This is a genomic window from Kitasatospora sp. NPDC015121 (genome assembly GCF_055562955.1).
On the sequence record NZ_JBVHEH010000066.1, the window covers coordinates 1 to 13,283 of the forward strand.

The following is a 13,283-nucleotide window of genomic DNA, read 5'->3' on the forward strand; positions in this document are numbered from 1 at the left end:
CCCCGCGGAGCGGGTCCCTACGGGCCTTCGGCCCTCCGGTTCGCCTCGCGCTTCGCGCGAGGGGGCCGCCCTTCGGGCGGCCTGGACCCGCTCCGCGTGTCCTGCACCCCCGCTTCGCGGTGGTGCGGCCGGCGCTTCGCGCTCGGCCCGGGGCGCGCCTCCGCTTCGCTGCGGCGGCCCGGGGTGGCTGAGGCTCTGTAAACTCGTTGAGCTGGGTTCTTGGCTGACGAAGGGGCGGCCTTCGGCCGGGCTGACTAGGGAGAGGGGGGGTCTGGTGCGGTGCTTGGGTGCGGGCCTGTGGCGGGCGGGGCGGGGAAGTGCCGGCGCGGTCGGGTCGGCCAGTGGGTGGTCTGGACCTCTCGGGCTCGGAGCGCTCCCCGAGCTGACGCCACGTCAGCTTGCATCACTTTCGACTGCGAGCAGATCTCGCCTGTAGAGCTGTCCCCTCCTGGATTTTCGCGTTTTTCTGCGAGTGGCCCGAGGGCTCTGCTATTGTGCTGTTTGGTCGCTTTGAATGGGCCGTATTGCCGGTCGAATTTCTCTTCGCTTTTCGTCCGGCCGCGTGCATCAAAACTGACTGCGAGGCTTTCCCGCGTGAAGTCGGGTGCCTATTCGAGAGGGGTAGGGCGTGGGGTTTTCCGGGGCGGTGGCGGGGCGTCAGGGTCGGGCCCGGGGCATCCGGCTGAGGCCGCACCAGGAGGAGGCGGTGGAGGCCATCGTGCGGGCGCTGACGCCCCGTCCGGACCGGGTGGTCCCGGCGGGCCTGCGGGCCACGGTGCCGCTCGCCACTGGCACCGGCAAGAGCTTCGTGGGAGCGGTAGCGGCGCAGCGCCTTGTTCCTAGGGGCTTGGCGCTGGTGGTGGTGCCGACGCTGGACCTGGTGACTCAGATGTACGTGTCGTGGGTGGAGGCCGGCCGCGCGGGGGATGCGCTGGCGGTGTGCTCGCTGGCCCAGGACGAGCTGCCGGAGGGGATGCCGGGGACCACGAATCCGCTGGTGATCGCGTCGTGGATCGATCGGGCGGCGTCCTCGGGACGTCCGCTGACGCTGTACTCGACGTATGCGGCGGCGGGGGCGGTGGAGGACGCCTACGCGCTGTGGCGGGAGCGGGAGGGGCGGGAGCTGGCCTCGCTGGGCTTGATGGTCTGTGATGAGGCGCACCGGTCTTCCGGGTCGGCGGAGAAGGCGTGGACGGTGGTTCACGACCAGAGCGCGATCCCGTCGGTGCGGCGGTTGTACATGACGGCGACGCCGCGGATCTGGATGCCGCCGAAGCGGCGTCGGCGGGACGAGGAGGAGGGCCAGGAGGTCGGCCAGGGCCGTCGTGGGGTGTGGCAGCCGCTGCCGGAGGAGCTGGCTGTGTCCATGGATGACCAGGCGATCTACGGGCCGCACGTGTACACGCTGGGGCTGGCGGAGGCGATCGACCGGGGTCTGCTGGCCCCCTTCGAGGTCGTCGTCCTGGAGCTGCGGGACCCGGAGACGGATCCGGCGGCGGCGGCCGCGCAGCCGGTGCCGTGGGGTGCCGGCGCCGGGGAGGCCGAGGACGGATCCGAGGACCAGGTGCCGGTGAAGCGGGTCGCGGCCATGCAGGCCGGGCTGCTGAAGGTCGCCGCCGAGCACCAGCTCCGACGCACCATCACCTTCCACCCGAGGACCCTGGAGGCCCGATACTTCGCCGAGACGCTGAACCAGACGGCGGAGCGCCTGCACGGCGAGGACCCGTCCGCATTTCCCGAAGAGGTGTGGTCGCAGTGGCTTTCCGGTGAGCACCCGGTGGATTACCGCCGCTTCATCCTCGGGGACTTCGGGCGCACGGAGGAGTACGACGGCCTGGGGTACCGGGTGCTGGCGAATTGCCGGGTCCTGGGTGAGGGTGTGGACATGCCGGGGGCGGACTCCATTCTCCTTCAGGGCCGGGGAAGCATGGTCGATATCGTCCAGGCCATAGGGCGTGCCCTTCGCATGAAGCCGGGCGAGGGGAAAATCGCGCGTATCATCGTGCCGGTTTTCCTGCGGGCGGGCGAGGAGCCCGGGGACATTATGGAGTCGGATTCCTACGGACCGTTGATCAAGGTCCTGACCGCGATCCGCTCGCATGATGCCCGGCTCGTTCAGGCGCTGGCGGTGCCGCAGCGCAGCGGTCGGCGGACCACCGGCGCGCGGGCCGAACTCGCTGGCGCGCCCGGTGAGGGCGGGGGCGAAGAGGGGGTGTCGGGGGCGTTCACACTGCCGGTGCGGTTCCAGTCCAGGGAATCGCAGACGGCGTTGGCGCTGTTCGTCGCGACGCAGGTTTTCCGGTCCGAGAGCGTGTACTGGAAGGAAGGCATGCAGCACTGCGCGAAATGGGTCGAAAAGCACGGGTCACTGGATGTCCCGTACAACGCGATGGTGGGCGAGAACGGTAATTTCCCGCTCGGGAAGTGGCTCTCGGACCGGCGTCACGAGCGCGCTTCGGGCGACATGGCCCCCTACCGTGTCGTGCTGCTGGATTCTCTGGGCATGATCTGGTCCGTTTCCGACGCCCGGTTCACCGCCGGGCTGGCCTGGGCGCGGCAGTGGGCGGCGGAGCACCACGGGTCGCTGGCCGCGCCGACGAGGGCCTCCATCGGCGGGTACGCGATCGGTACCTGGTTGCTGGAGCTGCGGGCGCAGGCGGAGGTGCCCGAGGGTGAGGCGGGGGCGCTGTCGGCGGAGCGCAGGCAGGCGTTGGAGGCGATCGACCCGTGGTGGTGCCCTGCCTGGCCGATCACCTGGCAGCGCTCGTACGCCGCGTGCCGGGCGTGGTGGCTGGCGTGCGACGGGGTGGTGGACTGGCCGGCGCTGCCGGTCGAGACGGTCTTCGAGGGCGAGGCGATCGGGCGGTGGGTGCGGGCGCAGCGCGGCGCCTTCGCCGAACTGGCGGAGGAGCAGCGGGAGCTGCTGCTCGCGCTGGGCATCGAGGAGGACGTCGAGCTGGCCGCCGAGGCGGCGGCGAAGGCGGAGAAGGCGAGCAGGCCGGTGCGGGCGCGGGCGGACCGCTTCGCGCAGCACCTCCAGGCCCTGCACGCCTTCGCCGAGCGGGAGGGGCACGTGCGGGTGCCCCGGGCCCACAAGGAGCCGCTGGAGGTGCCCTCGGGGGCCGAGGACGGCACGGTGGAGACGGTGCTGCTGGGCCTGGGGGCGTGGCTGTCCAACCAGCGCAACCGCCGGGCGAAGCTGACGGCGCAGCAGCTCGTCGCGCTCGGCCGGGCCGGGGTCGAATGGGCCGCCGAGCTGGCGCCGGCGCGGCGGGAGAGCGAGGACGCGGGGGCGCTGGCGTGAGCGGCGGGCTCGGGTCGGGGTCGCACCGCGGCAGGGTGGACCGCGGGGGCGGGCACCGGCTGCCCCCGCCGTGGCCGCAGTGACAGCAGCGGGTGCGCTCGGGCGGCCGGTGCGCGAACACCGGCGACGGCCTGGTCGCCGAGGAGCGGCCGCGCCTGTTCGGCCGGCAAGACGCGGACGAGCGGGCCAGGGACACCTGGCGCGACGAGTACGGGGGCCCGCGCTGGACTGGTAGCGGCAGGGGCGATCGGAGGACACGGTCGGGTGTTGGGCGGCAGCTCAAGGCCATGGTGTGACGTCACGATGCGATGGCGTCGTGACGTCACGAAGGATCGCTGGCGGGCCGCATTTAGGCCGATTTGTTCAGCCCTTGGCTCTGTCATCTGCCAGGCGACCATTCGCCAGGGTTCGCCAGGGTGCGCTACATGGTGTGCCAAGTGGGTTGCGGTGTCAGGTATCCCTGGGCACCTCACCGACACCCGGTGTGGTGCCTTGTTGACCGGGTGTGCCCGGAGGAGGTGAGACATGAGAAGACGGCCCACGGAGCCAGGCCGGCGCAAGAGGATCGCGCCGGATGCCCGAGCGCAGGTGATCATCGCTGCACTAGGCGCGGTCACCGCCATCGCGGGGTGCGTGGCGCAGTTCGCACGGTAGGGGGCGTGGATGGGTGATGGGGCCGTTCGGAAGGTTGTGCCTGCTGAGGCGGGCCCGACCGCCTGATAATCGGTCGGCCCCGCCTCACTCCCGCAGCGCCCAGGTTGGGGCTCCGGTGGCTGCCGGAGCCCCGACCATGTGCGTGTGCGGCCTCCGGCCGAGACCGGAGGAGCTCATGGTCCGAGTATCAAGACCAGCCGTGGATCGGGCTAGACGGGTGCGCCCTGGCTTTGGGGTGGCGTTTTGGGTGGCGCGATGTTGTAGCAACTCTGCGCTATCCCGGACTTCCGAGGGTTCCTGGGGCGGGCGCGGTGCGACGGCCCTCGGGCAGGGCGCGACGGTAGCGGATCCGGTCCTGCACAGTTCGGGCGCTCGGCCATTTCGGCCGGTCACGCCCGTTGCAGGAGGATCCATGGAAAGCCGCTCGCGCCGTGTCCGGCGCCGCGCTCACCGTCCGGTCAGAGGTCGGCGAACTCTCCCTTCACGCCGCGCGGTGATGGCCCATCGCCGCGTACCAAAACCGTGGTGGCGCTCTCTGAAGATCCTGGGGCTCTGGGTCGCCTTGGCGAAGCTGGCGTCCGAAGTAGCGCACTGGTTCTCCTGAGCGGTGTCCAGCGCGGCTCCTGGGCCGGACCGGATTCCCGTCAGTTTCGTCCTGGCCCTGTGCGGGCCGCACAGGGCCAGGACGGGGCGCGCAGGGGTGGGCCTGGAGTTCGACTGCGCGCGTGGCGATCCGGTGCGAGTTGGTTGAGGCCAAGCCTGCTCGCCCTTGCGCCCGGTCAGGGGCGGCGGGGCCACTAGCCGCTCTGAGCTGCGCTTTCTCGACCGCTTCGGCACACAACATGTGGGTACGTTTGAGCGTCTGGGACATCGCCCTTACGCTCAGCTCCAGCAGATGACAGATCAGGAGAACCGGCGCCACGAGCCCACCTGTTACCTGACGCGTTGTCAGCGCTCTGTCCCGATCAGCCCCTTGGGGCCACTTGGAGTTCGGCGGCCTCCCCAGCCGCCGGGTGCTCGCCCAGAACGGGCGGGGACACAGGGGATGGAGTCGCAGTGAACGGACCCGCGCAGCAGCCGCTGCCGCCCGAGGAGGAGCAGGTGCCCTCGCAGGTGGCGCTGCCGGCCGAGGAGGAGCAGGTGCCCTCGGAGGACCGTCCGCTCCGGCGCCACAACAGCCAGCCCAGGCGCAGGCGGCCCCGACGCAGGTGGAGTGTCGTTCTCGACACCGCCCTCAAGACGGTGTCGCTCGTGCACAAGCTGCTGGCGGTTCTGAGGGTCTTCGACCTGATGTAGCCGCATACGGCAACGGCCAGCCCTTCCTAGGGGGCTGGCCGCAACACGCCGGTGGTACCGGAGTGATCAAGAGTCGACGGATCGGGTTCGATCCACGGGCACCTCTAATGCCCGCGGACCCGGTCCGTCGTTCCATCCACGGCAAGCAAACGAATCAACTTGCTCATGTTGGCACCACCGTACCGGCCTTGCGGATGGTGAGCGAGGAGGAGGTCTCCTCCTCGCCCACCAGCACGGTGAAACGGGCCTCCCCGAGGGCCGTCCCGAGGGGTGCCTCCCCGCCAAGTCCACCCGCCCTCACCAGGGGCGGCGAAGCCCTTGCGCGCGGGGTGGTGGCCGGTGGGTCAGCGCAGCAGGAAGCACTCGGCGGCGGACAGGACCACGCCCGCCACGACGGCCAGCGCGTTGACGGCGGAAGCGTTACGGCGCAGCCACGCCCAGAAGCGAGTGGAACGGGCGGGGCGGCCAACGGGACGAACGGTCATCGGCACGGAGAGCTCCTTCACCTGGCAAGGCCCATCTCCCGGTTGGAGAATGGACTCCCCCCAGGTAGTTAGGCTTTAAGCCGCGTGCTGTCCGGGTTCGGGGCCAACGAGTTCGGAGCGTCACGGAGCAGGCGGGACGCGGACGAGCGGACCGCTACCAGCCGATGCCAGCCCCACCGCCGCCCAACAGGACCCCCGCGGCGCGGGCGGGGCGCTGAGGGGCCGTCAGCGCCCCGTACAGGGCCAGGACGGGGGCGCCGTGGCACGGAGGACAATGAGGGCCATGAGTGCCCCTCCCCGCCTTCCCCGTGGGCTCACCAGCCTGATCCCGACCGCCACCGCGCAGGCCACGCCGGCCGAGCGGGCGGCGGCCCAGTTGCAGATGCTGCGCACCGCGACCGTGCCGGTGCCGGTGCTGGCCGCCGCGCTGGAGCTGCTGGCCCCGCTGCTGAACGACACGGACCCCGCCACCCGCACCGCCGCCGAAGACGTCCGCACCCGCCTGCTGGCCGCGATCGAGACCTCCACCCCGGCCGCCTGAAGCCCGGCTCCCGCCGGTGCTACACGGTGTCGTCGGGCTTGTAGTACCGGTGCTCGGCGGGCCGTTCGCCCGCGCGGGCGGTGGCCACGCAGGTGACGAACAGGCGCCAGCCGTCGGCGCAGTCGATGGTGGCGCCGTAGCGCAGGGCCGGCCGCTCGGCCTCGGGCCGGGCGCTGTAGCGGTCGGCCCGCAGGACCTCCCCGGGCTCGGTGCCGGCCTTCAGCGCGGCCAGCAGCGCCAGCTCGACCTGGTCGACCGCGGCCTTCCCGTCGCCGGGCAGGTCGGGCACCGGCAGGTCGGCCAGGGGATCGCCGTCGGCGGAGGTGGAGGCGGCGGTCACGGTGTTGGAGGCGCCGGTGACCGTCCAGAACACGCTGCCCGCGCCCGACACGGTGACCGACAACCCGTACGGCCGGGCCGGCCAGGGCACGGCGGCCTCGATCCCGGGCAGGGCGGGCAGATGGCTGGTCAGGAGATCGCGCAGTTCAAGGGGGGTCACCGCCGGATGCTATCCGCGCACCCGTCCGAGAGAGGCGCCGGGGCGGCGTGCTCTACGGGGTGTCGCCCCGCCACGTCCACCGCCCGGCCGCATCGGGCTCGTAGATCGAGCGGCCGCCCGGCCAGGCGCAGCGCGGGGAGATCAGCGCGGTGCCCGGGTCGGGGCCGTCGGTGCGGACGTACGCGCTCTCGCCGGCGGAGGCGAAGACGGTGTTCGGCGCGCCGGTGGCCGTCCAGAACACGCTCCTGTCGCCCGGCACGGTGCTCGCCGACGCCGCGTCAGCGAGCGGGGTCGTCACCGACCCTAGGTAGAGAGGACAGCCAGGGTGCTACCCTAGGTAGAGCATCGACCCAGGAATCCAGCCGACTCGTCCGGAGAGGCGCTGCGACGACCCACCGCTGCGACACCACGGAGGCACCCCACATGCAAATCACGATGACGACCGCGACGGCGAAGGTCATCCAGGTCTTCGCCAAGGACCCGACCACCGAGCGCTACGGCCGCGAGCTCATGCAGGCCACCGGCCTGCAGAGCGGCAGCCTGTACCCGATCCTGGCGCGCCTGGAGCGCGACGGGGTCCTCACGAGCGAGGTGGAGGAGGTCGACACACGGGCGGCCGGCCGCCCCGCCCGCCGCTTCTACAAGATCACCGGCGAGGGCGTCAAGGCCGCCCGCCAGGCCCTGGCCGAACTCCACGAACTCACCCGGCTGCCCAGCACCTCCTGGCTGCCCGGGCCTGTCCCGGAAGGGGGACGCGCATGAACCAGTCCGAGGGGGGCTCAGGCCTCGCACGCCTGTTCCACGACCTCACCGCCATCCCGCTCGCCGAGTGGACGATGGCGATGCTCTGCGCGCTGCTCGCCGCCGTCGCGTACGAGCTGGTCGTCAAAACCGCCTTCAAGGCCACCCGCAAGGTGACCTTGAAGCTGCCGTTCGTCCTGCTCTACCCGACCCGGGCGATGATGAGCGGCGCGAAGTGGCGCCTGCTCCACCCCGACTGGCGGGCGGACCTGTACGACATCATCGACAACCCCGACGGCCGCGCCCTGGGCCGCTACCTACGCGGCATGCGCTTCTCCGTCTCCCTGCTGCTGTTCGGCGCGATCCGCACCGCCCGCAACACCGCCACCCCCGCCAAGACCGGCACCACGCGCGCCGGACGTGCCCTCGACGCCCTCCGGCGTTCCTTCCTGGTGGTCTTCACGCAGGGGAGCTCAGGCGCGCTGGTGGTACGCCTGATGATCATCTCCGTCAGCGTGGCCCTTGCGGGCGCAGCGTTCACCAGCAACATGACGCTGGGCCTCACGATCGGAATGACCGTCTACAGCGGCCTCATCGCCTTCGCCCGCTCCGCGCGCGCCGGCCGACGCGCGCCGGTCAAGCGCAAGAAGAACAACCGCTAGCGCCCACCCCGCCCGCCCAGATGCCCGCCCCGGCCCCGGAGGCGGGCACTGGCACGTCCGCTCCCGGAACGCGCCAGCGCCCCGGCCCTACGGGGTGTCGCCGCGCCACGTCCACCGGCCGACCGCGTCGGGCTCGTAGAGCGAGCGGCCGCCCGGGAAGGCGCAGCGCGGGGAGATCAGCGCGGTGCCCGGGTCGGGCCGTCGGTGCGGACGTAGGCCCTCTCGCCGTCCATCGGGCCGCCGTGCAGGACGACCTCGGCCCACTCTTCCTGTGCCATGCCCGGCACGGTAGCGGCCGGGGCGGCCGGCTCATCCGAGAACGGGGTGGCCGGGGTAGTACGGGTTCGGCCGCGAGTGGCGGGCGGGGTCGTCGTGGTGGTCCATGACCTGCACCAGGCGGTGGGCGACGTCGGCGCAGGGCGCGTCGGCGGGCAGGTCGTCCAGGTGGACGTCGGGATAAGGCGGGTGCGGGTGGTGCTCGTGGTCCCAGTTGTAGGACCAGCCGCGCCCTTGCGGTTGCCAGTTCACGGTGAGCAGCAGGTCGGCGTCGGGGCCGCCGGGCTTGGAGGCGCACCGCGAGCGCCCGCCTGTGGTCTACCGGGAGCGGCCGCGGCACGGGCGTGACGGCTACGGCGACAGCTACGGCGGTCCGGTGCTGGACTGGTAGCGGTACGGGGAGTGCAGTGGCGGGGCAGGTACCGGCTGGTGGCTGCCCCGCCTTCGTGCGGCCGTCGGGGCGGAGGCCGGCTTCTTCGGCGAGTTCGCGCCGGGCGGCGAGCGGGGCGAGGCCGACAGGGGCGGAGCGCGGGTTGGGGCGGCTCCCCTGTCGCGGTCAGGTCCAGGTGATGTGCAGGTGGGCGGGGAGTACGCCGGTCAGCAGCCACAGCAGCACGCCGGCGGTGACGGTGGTCAGGACGATCCCGCGCGCGGTGGAAGGGTCATACCAGTGCCGCAGCAGCCCGAGCAGGCTCGGCCGGGCGGCGGGAGCCGGAACAGCGGCGGGCGGTGGAGTCGTGTGCGGGGCTGAGTGCGGAGCGGTACTCACGCTGATCCTCTCCTTCTGCCGGTGCGCAGGACGTAGGCGTTGACGGGGACCGCGCGCAGTTCGGAGAGCAGGAAGCGCAGTCGCTGGGGGCGGGTGTCGAGCTCGGTGAGGATCTGGCGGCGCTCCTCCAGCCAGTCCGCGCGCCGGGCGGCGGGGATGGCGGCGGACAGCAGGGCGAGCAGTCCGCGGCCTGCGGTGGGGCGGGGGGCGGTGTGTTCCCGCCTGGGGCGGGTCGGGTTCGCGGCGAGGCCCACGAGGGCGCGCTCGAACGGGGTCGTCTCGGTCTTCTCGAGGATCTCGGCCAGGCTTGTCCTGCCGCTCTTCAGCGCCGGCAGTCGGACGAGCAGGGTCAGCATGAGCGCCATAATCCGCTTGCGCTCGTACGGCCAGCTCTTGCGCTCCTCGTCGGACACGGCCGGGCCCGTCAGATCAGGCAGGGCCGGGGGCCGGCCGGGGGCGGCCCGCTTTCGGACGAGTTCGAGTAAGCGCTCGACCAGAGCCCGCTCGTACGCGGTGGTCTCGACCCTCCCGAGGGCTTCGGCCACGTCCTCGGCACGGGCCTTCACCACCCGTGTCCGCATGAGCTGCGCGGTCAGGAACCTCACCAGGCGCGCGGTGATCGCCTTGCGGGCGAGGAGGGCGGCCGCGAACACCGCGGCCAGGGCTGCGATCTCGGCGGCGTTCACGCGGTGCCCCCGATCGCGGCGCGGCGACCGCGGGGGCTGTAAGGAGCGGCTTTGCCGGCGGCCGTGGCCTCGGCGAGGGCCAGCGGGGCGCTCTGGGCGCCGGCGGCGGACAGGCGGTAGTAGCGGCGGCGGGTACGGCCCTGGGCTTCGGCCGTGGCGTCGTCCTCCCAGTAGCGCTCGACCCAGCCGGACTGGACCAAGCGCTCCAGCAGCGGGAACAGCGTCCCGGTCGCGAGCCCGGTGCACTGGGAGAGCTGGAGCCCGTACACGCCGTCCACCGTCGCGCCCTCGACCACCGATCCGTCCGGGGCCTTCCCCAGCAACGCGCGCAGCACCGTCTGGGTGTGCGCCGTCATCTTCGGAGTCTTCACACCCAACAATCTACAACTGTCGACGCCAACAGCCAAGGCACTTTCTACAACTGACGGAACATTGTCTGGCGGGCAGTCACCCGGGAGCCGCCACAAGAAGGTCCGGAACCCGCGCCACGCGCACCGGGGCGGCGCCGGGGCCGCGCCGGGGCGCCTGCCGCGGCAGGACACGGCGGTGGCACTGCGTTCAGCCGGTGAGGCGGGCGTAGGCGACGGTGCTGTCCAGGTAGCCGCCGCAGGTGGAGCCGAAGGCTCCGCCGCAGGTGATCAGGCGCATTTCGGGGCGGGTGGCGGGGGTGTACACCTCGCCGGGGACGCTGCTCATCGGGCAGTCGGTGACGCGACCGACGGCGAAGGTCGCGGCGGTGCCATCGGCGCGCTCGACGGTGACGGCGGCGTCGGAGGCGAGCGTGGGGATCGGCCCCCGCCGCACCCGACACCGCCGGGGCAAACAGACGGCGGGCTACGGGATGTCGCCCCGCCACGTCCACCGCCCGGCCGCGTCGGGCTCGTAGGCCGAGCGGCCGCCCGGCCAGGCACAGCGCGGTGAGATGAGCGCGGCGCCCGGGTCGGGGCCGTCCATGCGGACGTATGCACTTTCGCCGTGCACCAAGTCGTCGTGCAGCCCGCCCTGGACGGACTCCTGTTTCAGGCCGGGCACCGTGGCGGCCGGCACGGACGCGGAGCGGGGGCGGGGGGCGGGGGTAGTCGTCGGTGGCCGTCAACGGTGAGCCGAGCACTTACGACCCTGGCCGACGCACCGCCGGGTGGACCCGCTCCCGCCGCGGGGCCTACGGGACGGTGTCCGTACCGCCGGCCCCGCGGCGGCCAGCGGGGGGTCAGGCGATCAGTTTGTGCAGGGCGAGGGTGGCTGTGCCGAAGGCGGTCAGGCCCGCCAGGACCGCGGCGGCGACCGGGCCGCCGCCGAGGAACGTCAGCACGCCGACGACAACGGCGACGACGACGGCGGCCAGAAGGACAAGGGCGGTGCGCGCGCTCAGCAGCGGCGCGGAACCGGAGGGGACGGGGGCGGGGTTCTCGTTGTCTGCCATGCCTGCCAGTCCAGCGTGGACAGGCGCCCGGCCAGCCGCGCAGCGGACGGTTGCGAGGAAACCCGGCCGGTGCCGGAAGGCAGCGGACACCGCGGCGGGCCGCGGCGTCCGGGAACTTCCGGAATCCTCCGGCGGCTTCCGGTACCGCGGCTCTACGGTGACACGAAGACGGTCTCGGAGTGGGATGGGGCGGCCACGGTGGACAGTGCGAGCGACACGGACACGGGACCGGCCAAGGCCCCCGCGGAGGAATTCGCCCGGGAGCTGGAGGAGTTCGCGAGCGACTTGCGAGCGCTGCGGATCATGCGGGGCAACCCCTCCTACGCCAAGGTCAGCACTCGCGCGCCGGCCGGGCGCCCGCTGTCGGTCTCCGCGCTGAGCAGCGCGATGACCGGCGAGTACCTGCCCTCCTTCGACTTCGTGATGGGCATGGTGCGGGCACTGCTGTCCTTCGAGAACGGGCAGGGGAAGGTGCCGGGGCACGACGATCCGCGGCTGGAGGAGTGGAGGACGCACTGGAGGCGGTTGAAGGCCTTGCAGGAACGGGGCCGCTCCGCCCGGCCACCCGCCTCGCGCGGCACCCAAACTCCTGCGGAAGCACCGGGCCCCGGCCCCGGCCCGGGGCGGGGCGGCGGACAGCCGGCGGGCCCCGCCCTCCCACAGCCGCCCGAGCCGGCCGACCCCCTCCCCCCACGCACCGACCCCCTCCCCTCACCCGGCGGGCGCCACGCCCGGCGCCCGGGCACTGCCCCGAACGTGCGGCCAGAGCCCACCGCGACGGGAAGCCGCCCAACGGTGCGGGCGATCGGCGGCAACCGTCCCGCGCTCCAGAGCCCGTCGCGCGGCAGTGCGGCCGCCCGCAGCGTCCTGGGCGCGCTGGAACGGGGCCGGCCCGTCCAGTTGGAACCGATCCCCGGCCAGGGCCACGCCGTCACCGCGCTGACCTTCTCCCCCGACGCCTCACTGCTGGCCGCCGTGGGCCAGGACCACTCGATACAGGTGTGGAGCACCACGGTGCGCACCCTCATCGCCACCTACCCGGCAGACATCCGCCGCGCCTACCCGGCCGGCACCCCCAGCGCCTTCGCACACGGCCACCGGTCGCACGGAGCACGCGCCGCCGCGTTCACCACCGCCCCCGGCCAGGCGTTCCTCGCCATCGCCGAGCGGGACGGCACCATCGTCCTGTGGGAGCCCGAGAGCGGGCAGAGCGTCCTTATCGGCCGCGCCGGCGGCATCATCGAGATCGCCTTCTCCCCCGACGGCAGGACCATCCTGACCGCCGGCGCGAACCAGGAGGTCCACCTGTGGAACACCACGGCCCGCAACCTGGCAGGCGTCCGACACCACCGGATCAAACTCCAAAGCGACAGCGCGCTGACACTGTCCCCCCGCGCAACCACCCTCGCCACCGTCGGCGACAGCACCGCGATCCGACTGGCCGACCTCCAGACCGGGGAGACGCACGCCCTTGCCGACAGCTTCCGCGTCCACGGCCACAGCGCGGCGCTCTCCCCCGACGGCTCCCTCCTCGCCACCGCCAGCGACAGGGGCGTAGAACTGTGGAGCGTGCACGAACGCCGCCGCCTGTCCCTGCTGACCACCACCCTCGACTGCCTCGACGTCGCCTTCTCCCCCGACGGCCGACTCCTGGCCGCCACCAGCCCCGAGGGCACCACACGGCTATGGGAGACCACCACCGACATCCTGGCGGCCGAGCTCACCGGGCACCCCTCCCACGGCACCGCCCTCGCCTTCTCCCCCGACGGCTCCCTCCTCGCCACCGCCACCCACGACGGCACCATCCGCCTGTGGACCACCCCCACCAGCGGCCTACTACCCGCCAGCCCCCGCTAGTAGTGCTTTGTTAGGTCGGGGCTGGGGTTGGTGTGGCGGCGGGGCGGTGGCATGTCGGGCATGGTCCGTTCCAGGTGGCCAGGAGCTGTT

17 protein-coding genes are annotated in these 13,283 nt (G+C 72.6%); 7 read left to right on the plus strand and 10 right to left on the minus strand.

The genetic code is table 11. From position 1 onward, the window contains the following. The first annotated feature begins 646 nt into the window (after positions 1–646). On the plus strand, positions 647–3,304 hold the full coding sequence (locus tag ACZ3J7_RS40075; RefSeq protein WP_465628347.1) for a helicase associated domain-containing protein: 2,658 nt from the start codon (positions 647–649) through the stop codon (positions 3,302–3,304). 1,710 nt (positions 3,305–5,014) lie between these two features. Then, entirely contained in the window at positions 5,015–5,254 is a 240-nt protein-coding gene (locus tag ACZ3J7_RS40080) for a hypothetical protein (RefSeq protein ID WP_465628315.1), read from the plus strand. Between the two features lie 344 nt (positions 5,255–5,598). Here the strand turns inward: ACZ3J7_RS40080 and ACZ3J7_RS40085 are convergent, their stop codons facing one another. Next, positions 5,599–5,739 (minus strand): hypothetical protein, encoded by a 141-nt coding sequence (locus ACZ3J7_RS40085; protein WP_465628317.1) that lies wholly within the window; start codon positions 5,737–5,739, stop codon positions 5,599–5,601. A 283-nt stretch (positions 5,740–6,022) separates the two neighbouring features. Here ACZ3J7_RS40085 and ACZ3J7_RS40090 point away from each other — a divergent pair, with 283 nt between their 5' ends. Continuing rightward, entirely contained in the window at positions 6,023–6,280 is a 258-nt protein-coding gene (locus ACZ3J7_RS40090) for a hypothetical protein (protein WP_465628319.1), read from the plus strand. A gap of 19 nt (positions 6,281–6,299) precedes the next feature. On the opposite strand, the gene ACZ3J7_RS40095 is transcribed toward ACZ3J7_RS40090, so the two are convergent. Together ACZ3J7_RS40095 and ACZ3J7_RS40100 are read right to left on the minus strand one after the other, a co-directional pair. Next, complete coding sequence (locus ACZ3J7_RS40095) at positions 6,300–6,779, minus strand: hypothetical protein (protein WP_465628321.1); 480 nt, start codon at positions 6,777–6,779, stop codon at positions 6,300–6,302. A 52-nt stretch (positions 6,780–6,831) separates the two neighbouring features. After that, positions 6,832–7,077 (minus strand): hypothetical protein, encoded by a 246-nt coding sequence (locus ACZ3J7_RS40100; RefSeq protein WP_465628323.1) that lies wholly within the window; start codon positions 7,075–7,077, stop codon positions 6,832–6,834. 125 nt (positions 7,078–7,202) lie between these two features. On the opposite strand from ACZ3J7_RS40100, the gene ACZ3J7_RS40105 reads away from it, so the two are divergent. Both ACZ3J7_RS40105 and ACZ3J7_RS40110 read left to right on the plus strand, forming a co-directional pair. Continuing rightward, positions 7,203–7,541, plus strand: coding sequence for a PadR family transcriptional regulator (locus ACZ3J7_RS40105; RefSeq protein ID WP_465628325.1), 339 nt, complete (start codon positions 7,203–7,205; stop codon positions 7,539–7,541). Continuing rightward, entirely contained in the window at positions 7,538–8,182 is a 645-nt protein-coding gene (locus tag ACZ3J7_RS40110; RefSeq protein WP_465628327.1) for a hypothetical protein, read from the plus strand. The genes ACZ3J7_RS40105 and ACZ3J7_RS40110 overlap by 4 nt, the downstream gene beginning before the upstream one ends. Positions 8,183–8,491: 309 nt before the next feature. On the opposite strand, the gene ACZ3J7_RS40115 is transcribed toward ACZ3J7_RS40110, so the two are convergent. Continuing rightward, positions 8,492–8,710 carry a hypothetical protein gene (locus ACZ3J7_RS40115; protein WP_465628329.1) on the minus strand — a complete coding sequence of 73 codons (219 nt, stop codon included), beginning with the start codon at positions 8,708–8,710 and terminating at the stop codon, positions 8,492–8,494. 1 nt (position 8,711) lies between these two features. On the opposite strand from ACZ3J7_RS40115, the gene ACZ3J7_RS40120 reads away from it, so the two are divergent. Beyond that, a complete protein-coding gene (locus ACZ3J7_RS40120) occupies positions 8,712–8,849 on the plus strand; it encodes a hypothetical protein (protein ID WP_465628331.1) in 138 nt (45 codons plus the stop codon). A 165-nt stretch (positions 8,850–9,014) separates the two neighbouring features. Here the strand turns inward: ACZ3J7_RS40120 and ACZ3J7_RS40125 are convergent, their stop codons facing one another. The 6 genes from ACZ3J7_RS40125 to ACZ3J7_RS40150 all read right to left on the minus strand — a co-directional run bounded on the left by ACZ3J7_RS40125 (position 9,015) and on the right by ACZ3J7_RS40150 (position 11,336). Further along, positions 9,015–9,227, minus strand: coding sequence for a hypothetical protein (locus ACZ3J7_RS40125; protein ID WP_465628333.1), 213 nt, complete (start codon positions 9,225–9,227; stop codon positions 9,015–9,017). After that, positions 9,224–9,913, minus strand: coding sequence for a hypothetical protein (locus tag ACZ3J7_RS40130; protein WP_465628335.1), 690 nt, complete (start codon positions 9,911–9,913; stop codon positions 9,224–9,226). The genes ACZ3J7_RS40125 and ACZ3J7_RS40130 overlap by 4 nt, the downstream gene beginning before the upstream one ends. Next, on the minus strand, positions 9,910–10,284 hold the full coding sequence (locus ACZ3J7_RS40135; protein WP_465628337.1) for a PadR family transcriptional regulator: 375 nt from the start codon (positions 10,282–10,284) through the stop codon (positions 9,910–9,912). Before ACZ3J7_RS40135 ends, ACZ3J7_RS40130 begins: the two co-directional genes overlap by 4 nt. A 187-nt stretch (positions 10,285–10,471) precedes the next feature. After that, positions 10,472–10,717, minus strand: a complete 246-nt coding sequence (locus tag ACZ3J7_RS40140; protein ID WP_465628339.1) for a sortase domain-containing protein — start codon at positions 10,715–10,717, stop codon at positions 10,472–10,474. Positions 10,718–10,747: 30 nt separating this feature from the next. After that, a complete protein-coding gene (locus ACZ3J7_RS40145; RefSeq protein WP_465628341.1) occupies positions 10,748–10,960 on the minus strand; it encodes a hypothetical protein in 213 nt (70 codons plus the stop codon). 163 nt (positions 10,961–11,123) lie between these two features. Next, positions 11,124–11,336 (minus strand): hypothetical protein, encoded by a 213-nt coding sequence (locus ACZ3J7_RS40150; protein ID WP_465628343.1) that lies wholly within the window; start codon positions 11,334–11,336, stop codon positions 11,124–11,126. Between the two features lie 198 nt (positions 11,337–11,534). Here ACZ3J7_RS40150 and ACZ3J7_RS40155 point away from each other — a divergent pair, with 198 nt between their 5' ends. Next, complete coding sequence (locus ACZ3J7_RS40155) at positions 11,535–13,193, plus strand: WD40 repeat domain-containing protein (protein ID WP_465628345.1); 1,659 nt, start codon at positions 11,535–11,537, stop codon at positions 13,191–13,193. Positions 13,194–13,283: the final 90 nt, after the last annotated feature.

Excerpts from the sequence above, each read along its gene's own strand:
- ACZ3J7_RS40085 (WP_465628317.1), bottom strand. The coding sequence starts at position 5,739 with ATGACCGTTCGTCCCGTTGGCCGCCCCGCCCGTTCCACTCGCTTCTGG.
- ACZ3J7_RS40090 (WP_465628319.1), top strand. The coding sequence starts at position 6,023 with ATGAGTGCCCCTCCCCGCCTTCCCCGTGGGCTCACCAGCCTGATCCCG.
- ACZ3J7_RS40105 (WP_465628325.1), top strand. The coding sequence starts at position 7,203 with ATGCAAATCACGATGACGACCGCGACGGCGAAGGTCATCCAGGTCTTC.
- ACZ3J7_RS40110 (WP_465628327.1), top strand. The coding sequence starts at position 7,538 with ATGAACCAGTCCGAGGGGGGCTCAGGCCTCGCACGCCTGTTCCACGAC.
- ACZ3J7_RS40150 (WP_465628343.1), bottom strand. The coding sequence starts at position 11,336 with ATGGCAGACAACGAGAACCCCGCCCCCGTCCCCTCCGGTTCCGCGCCG.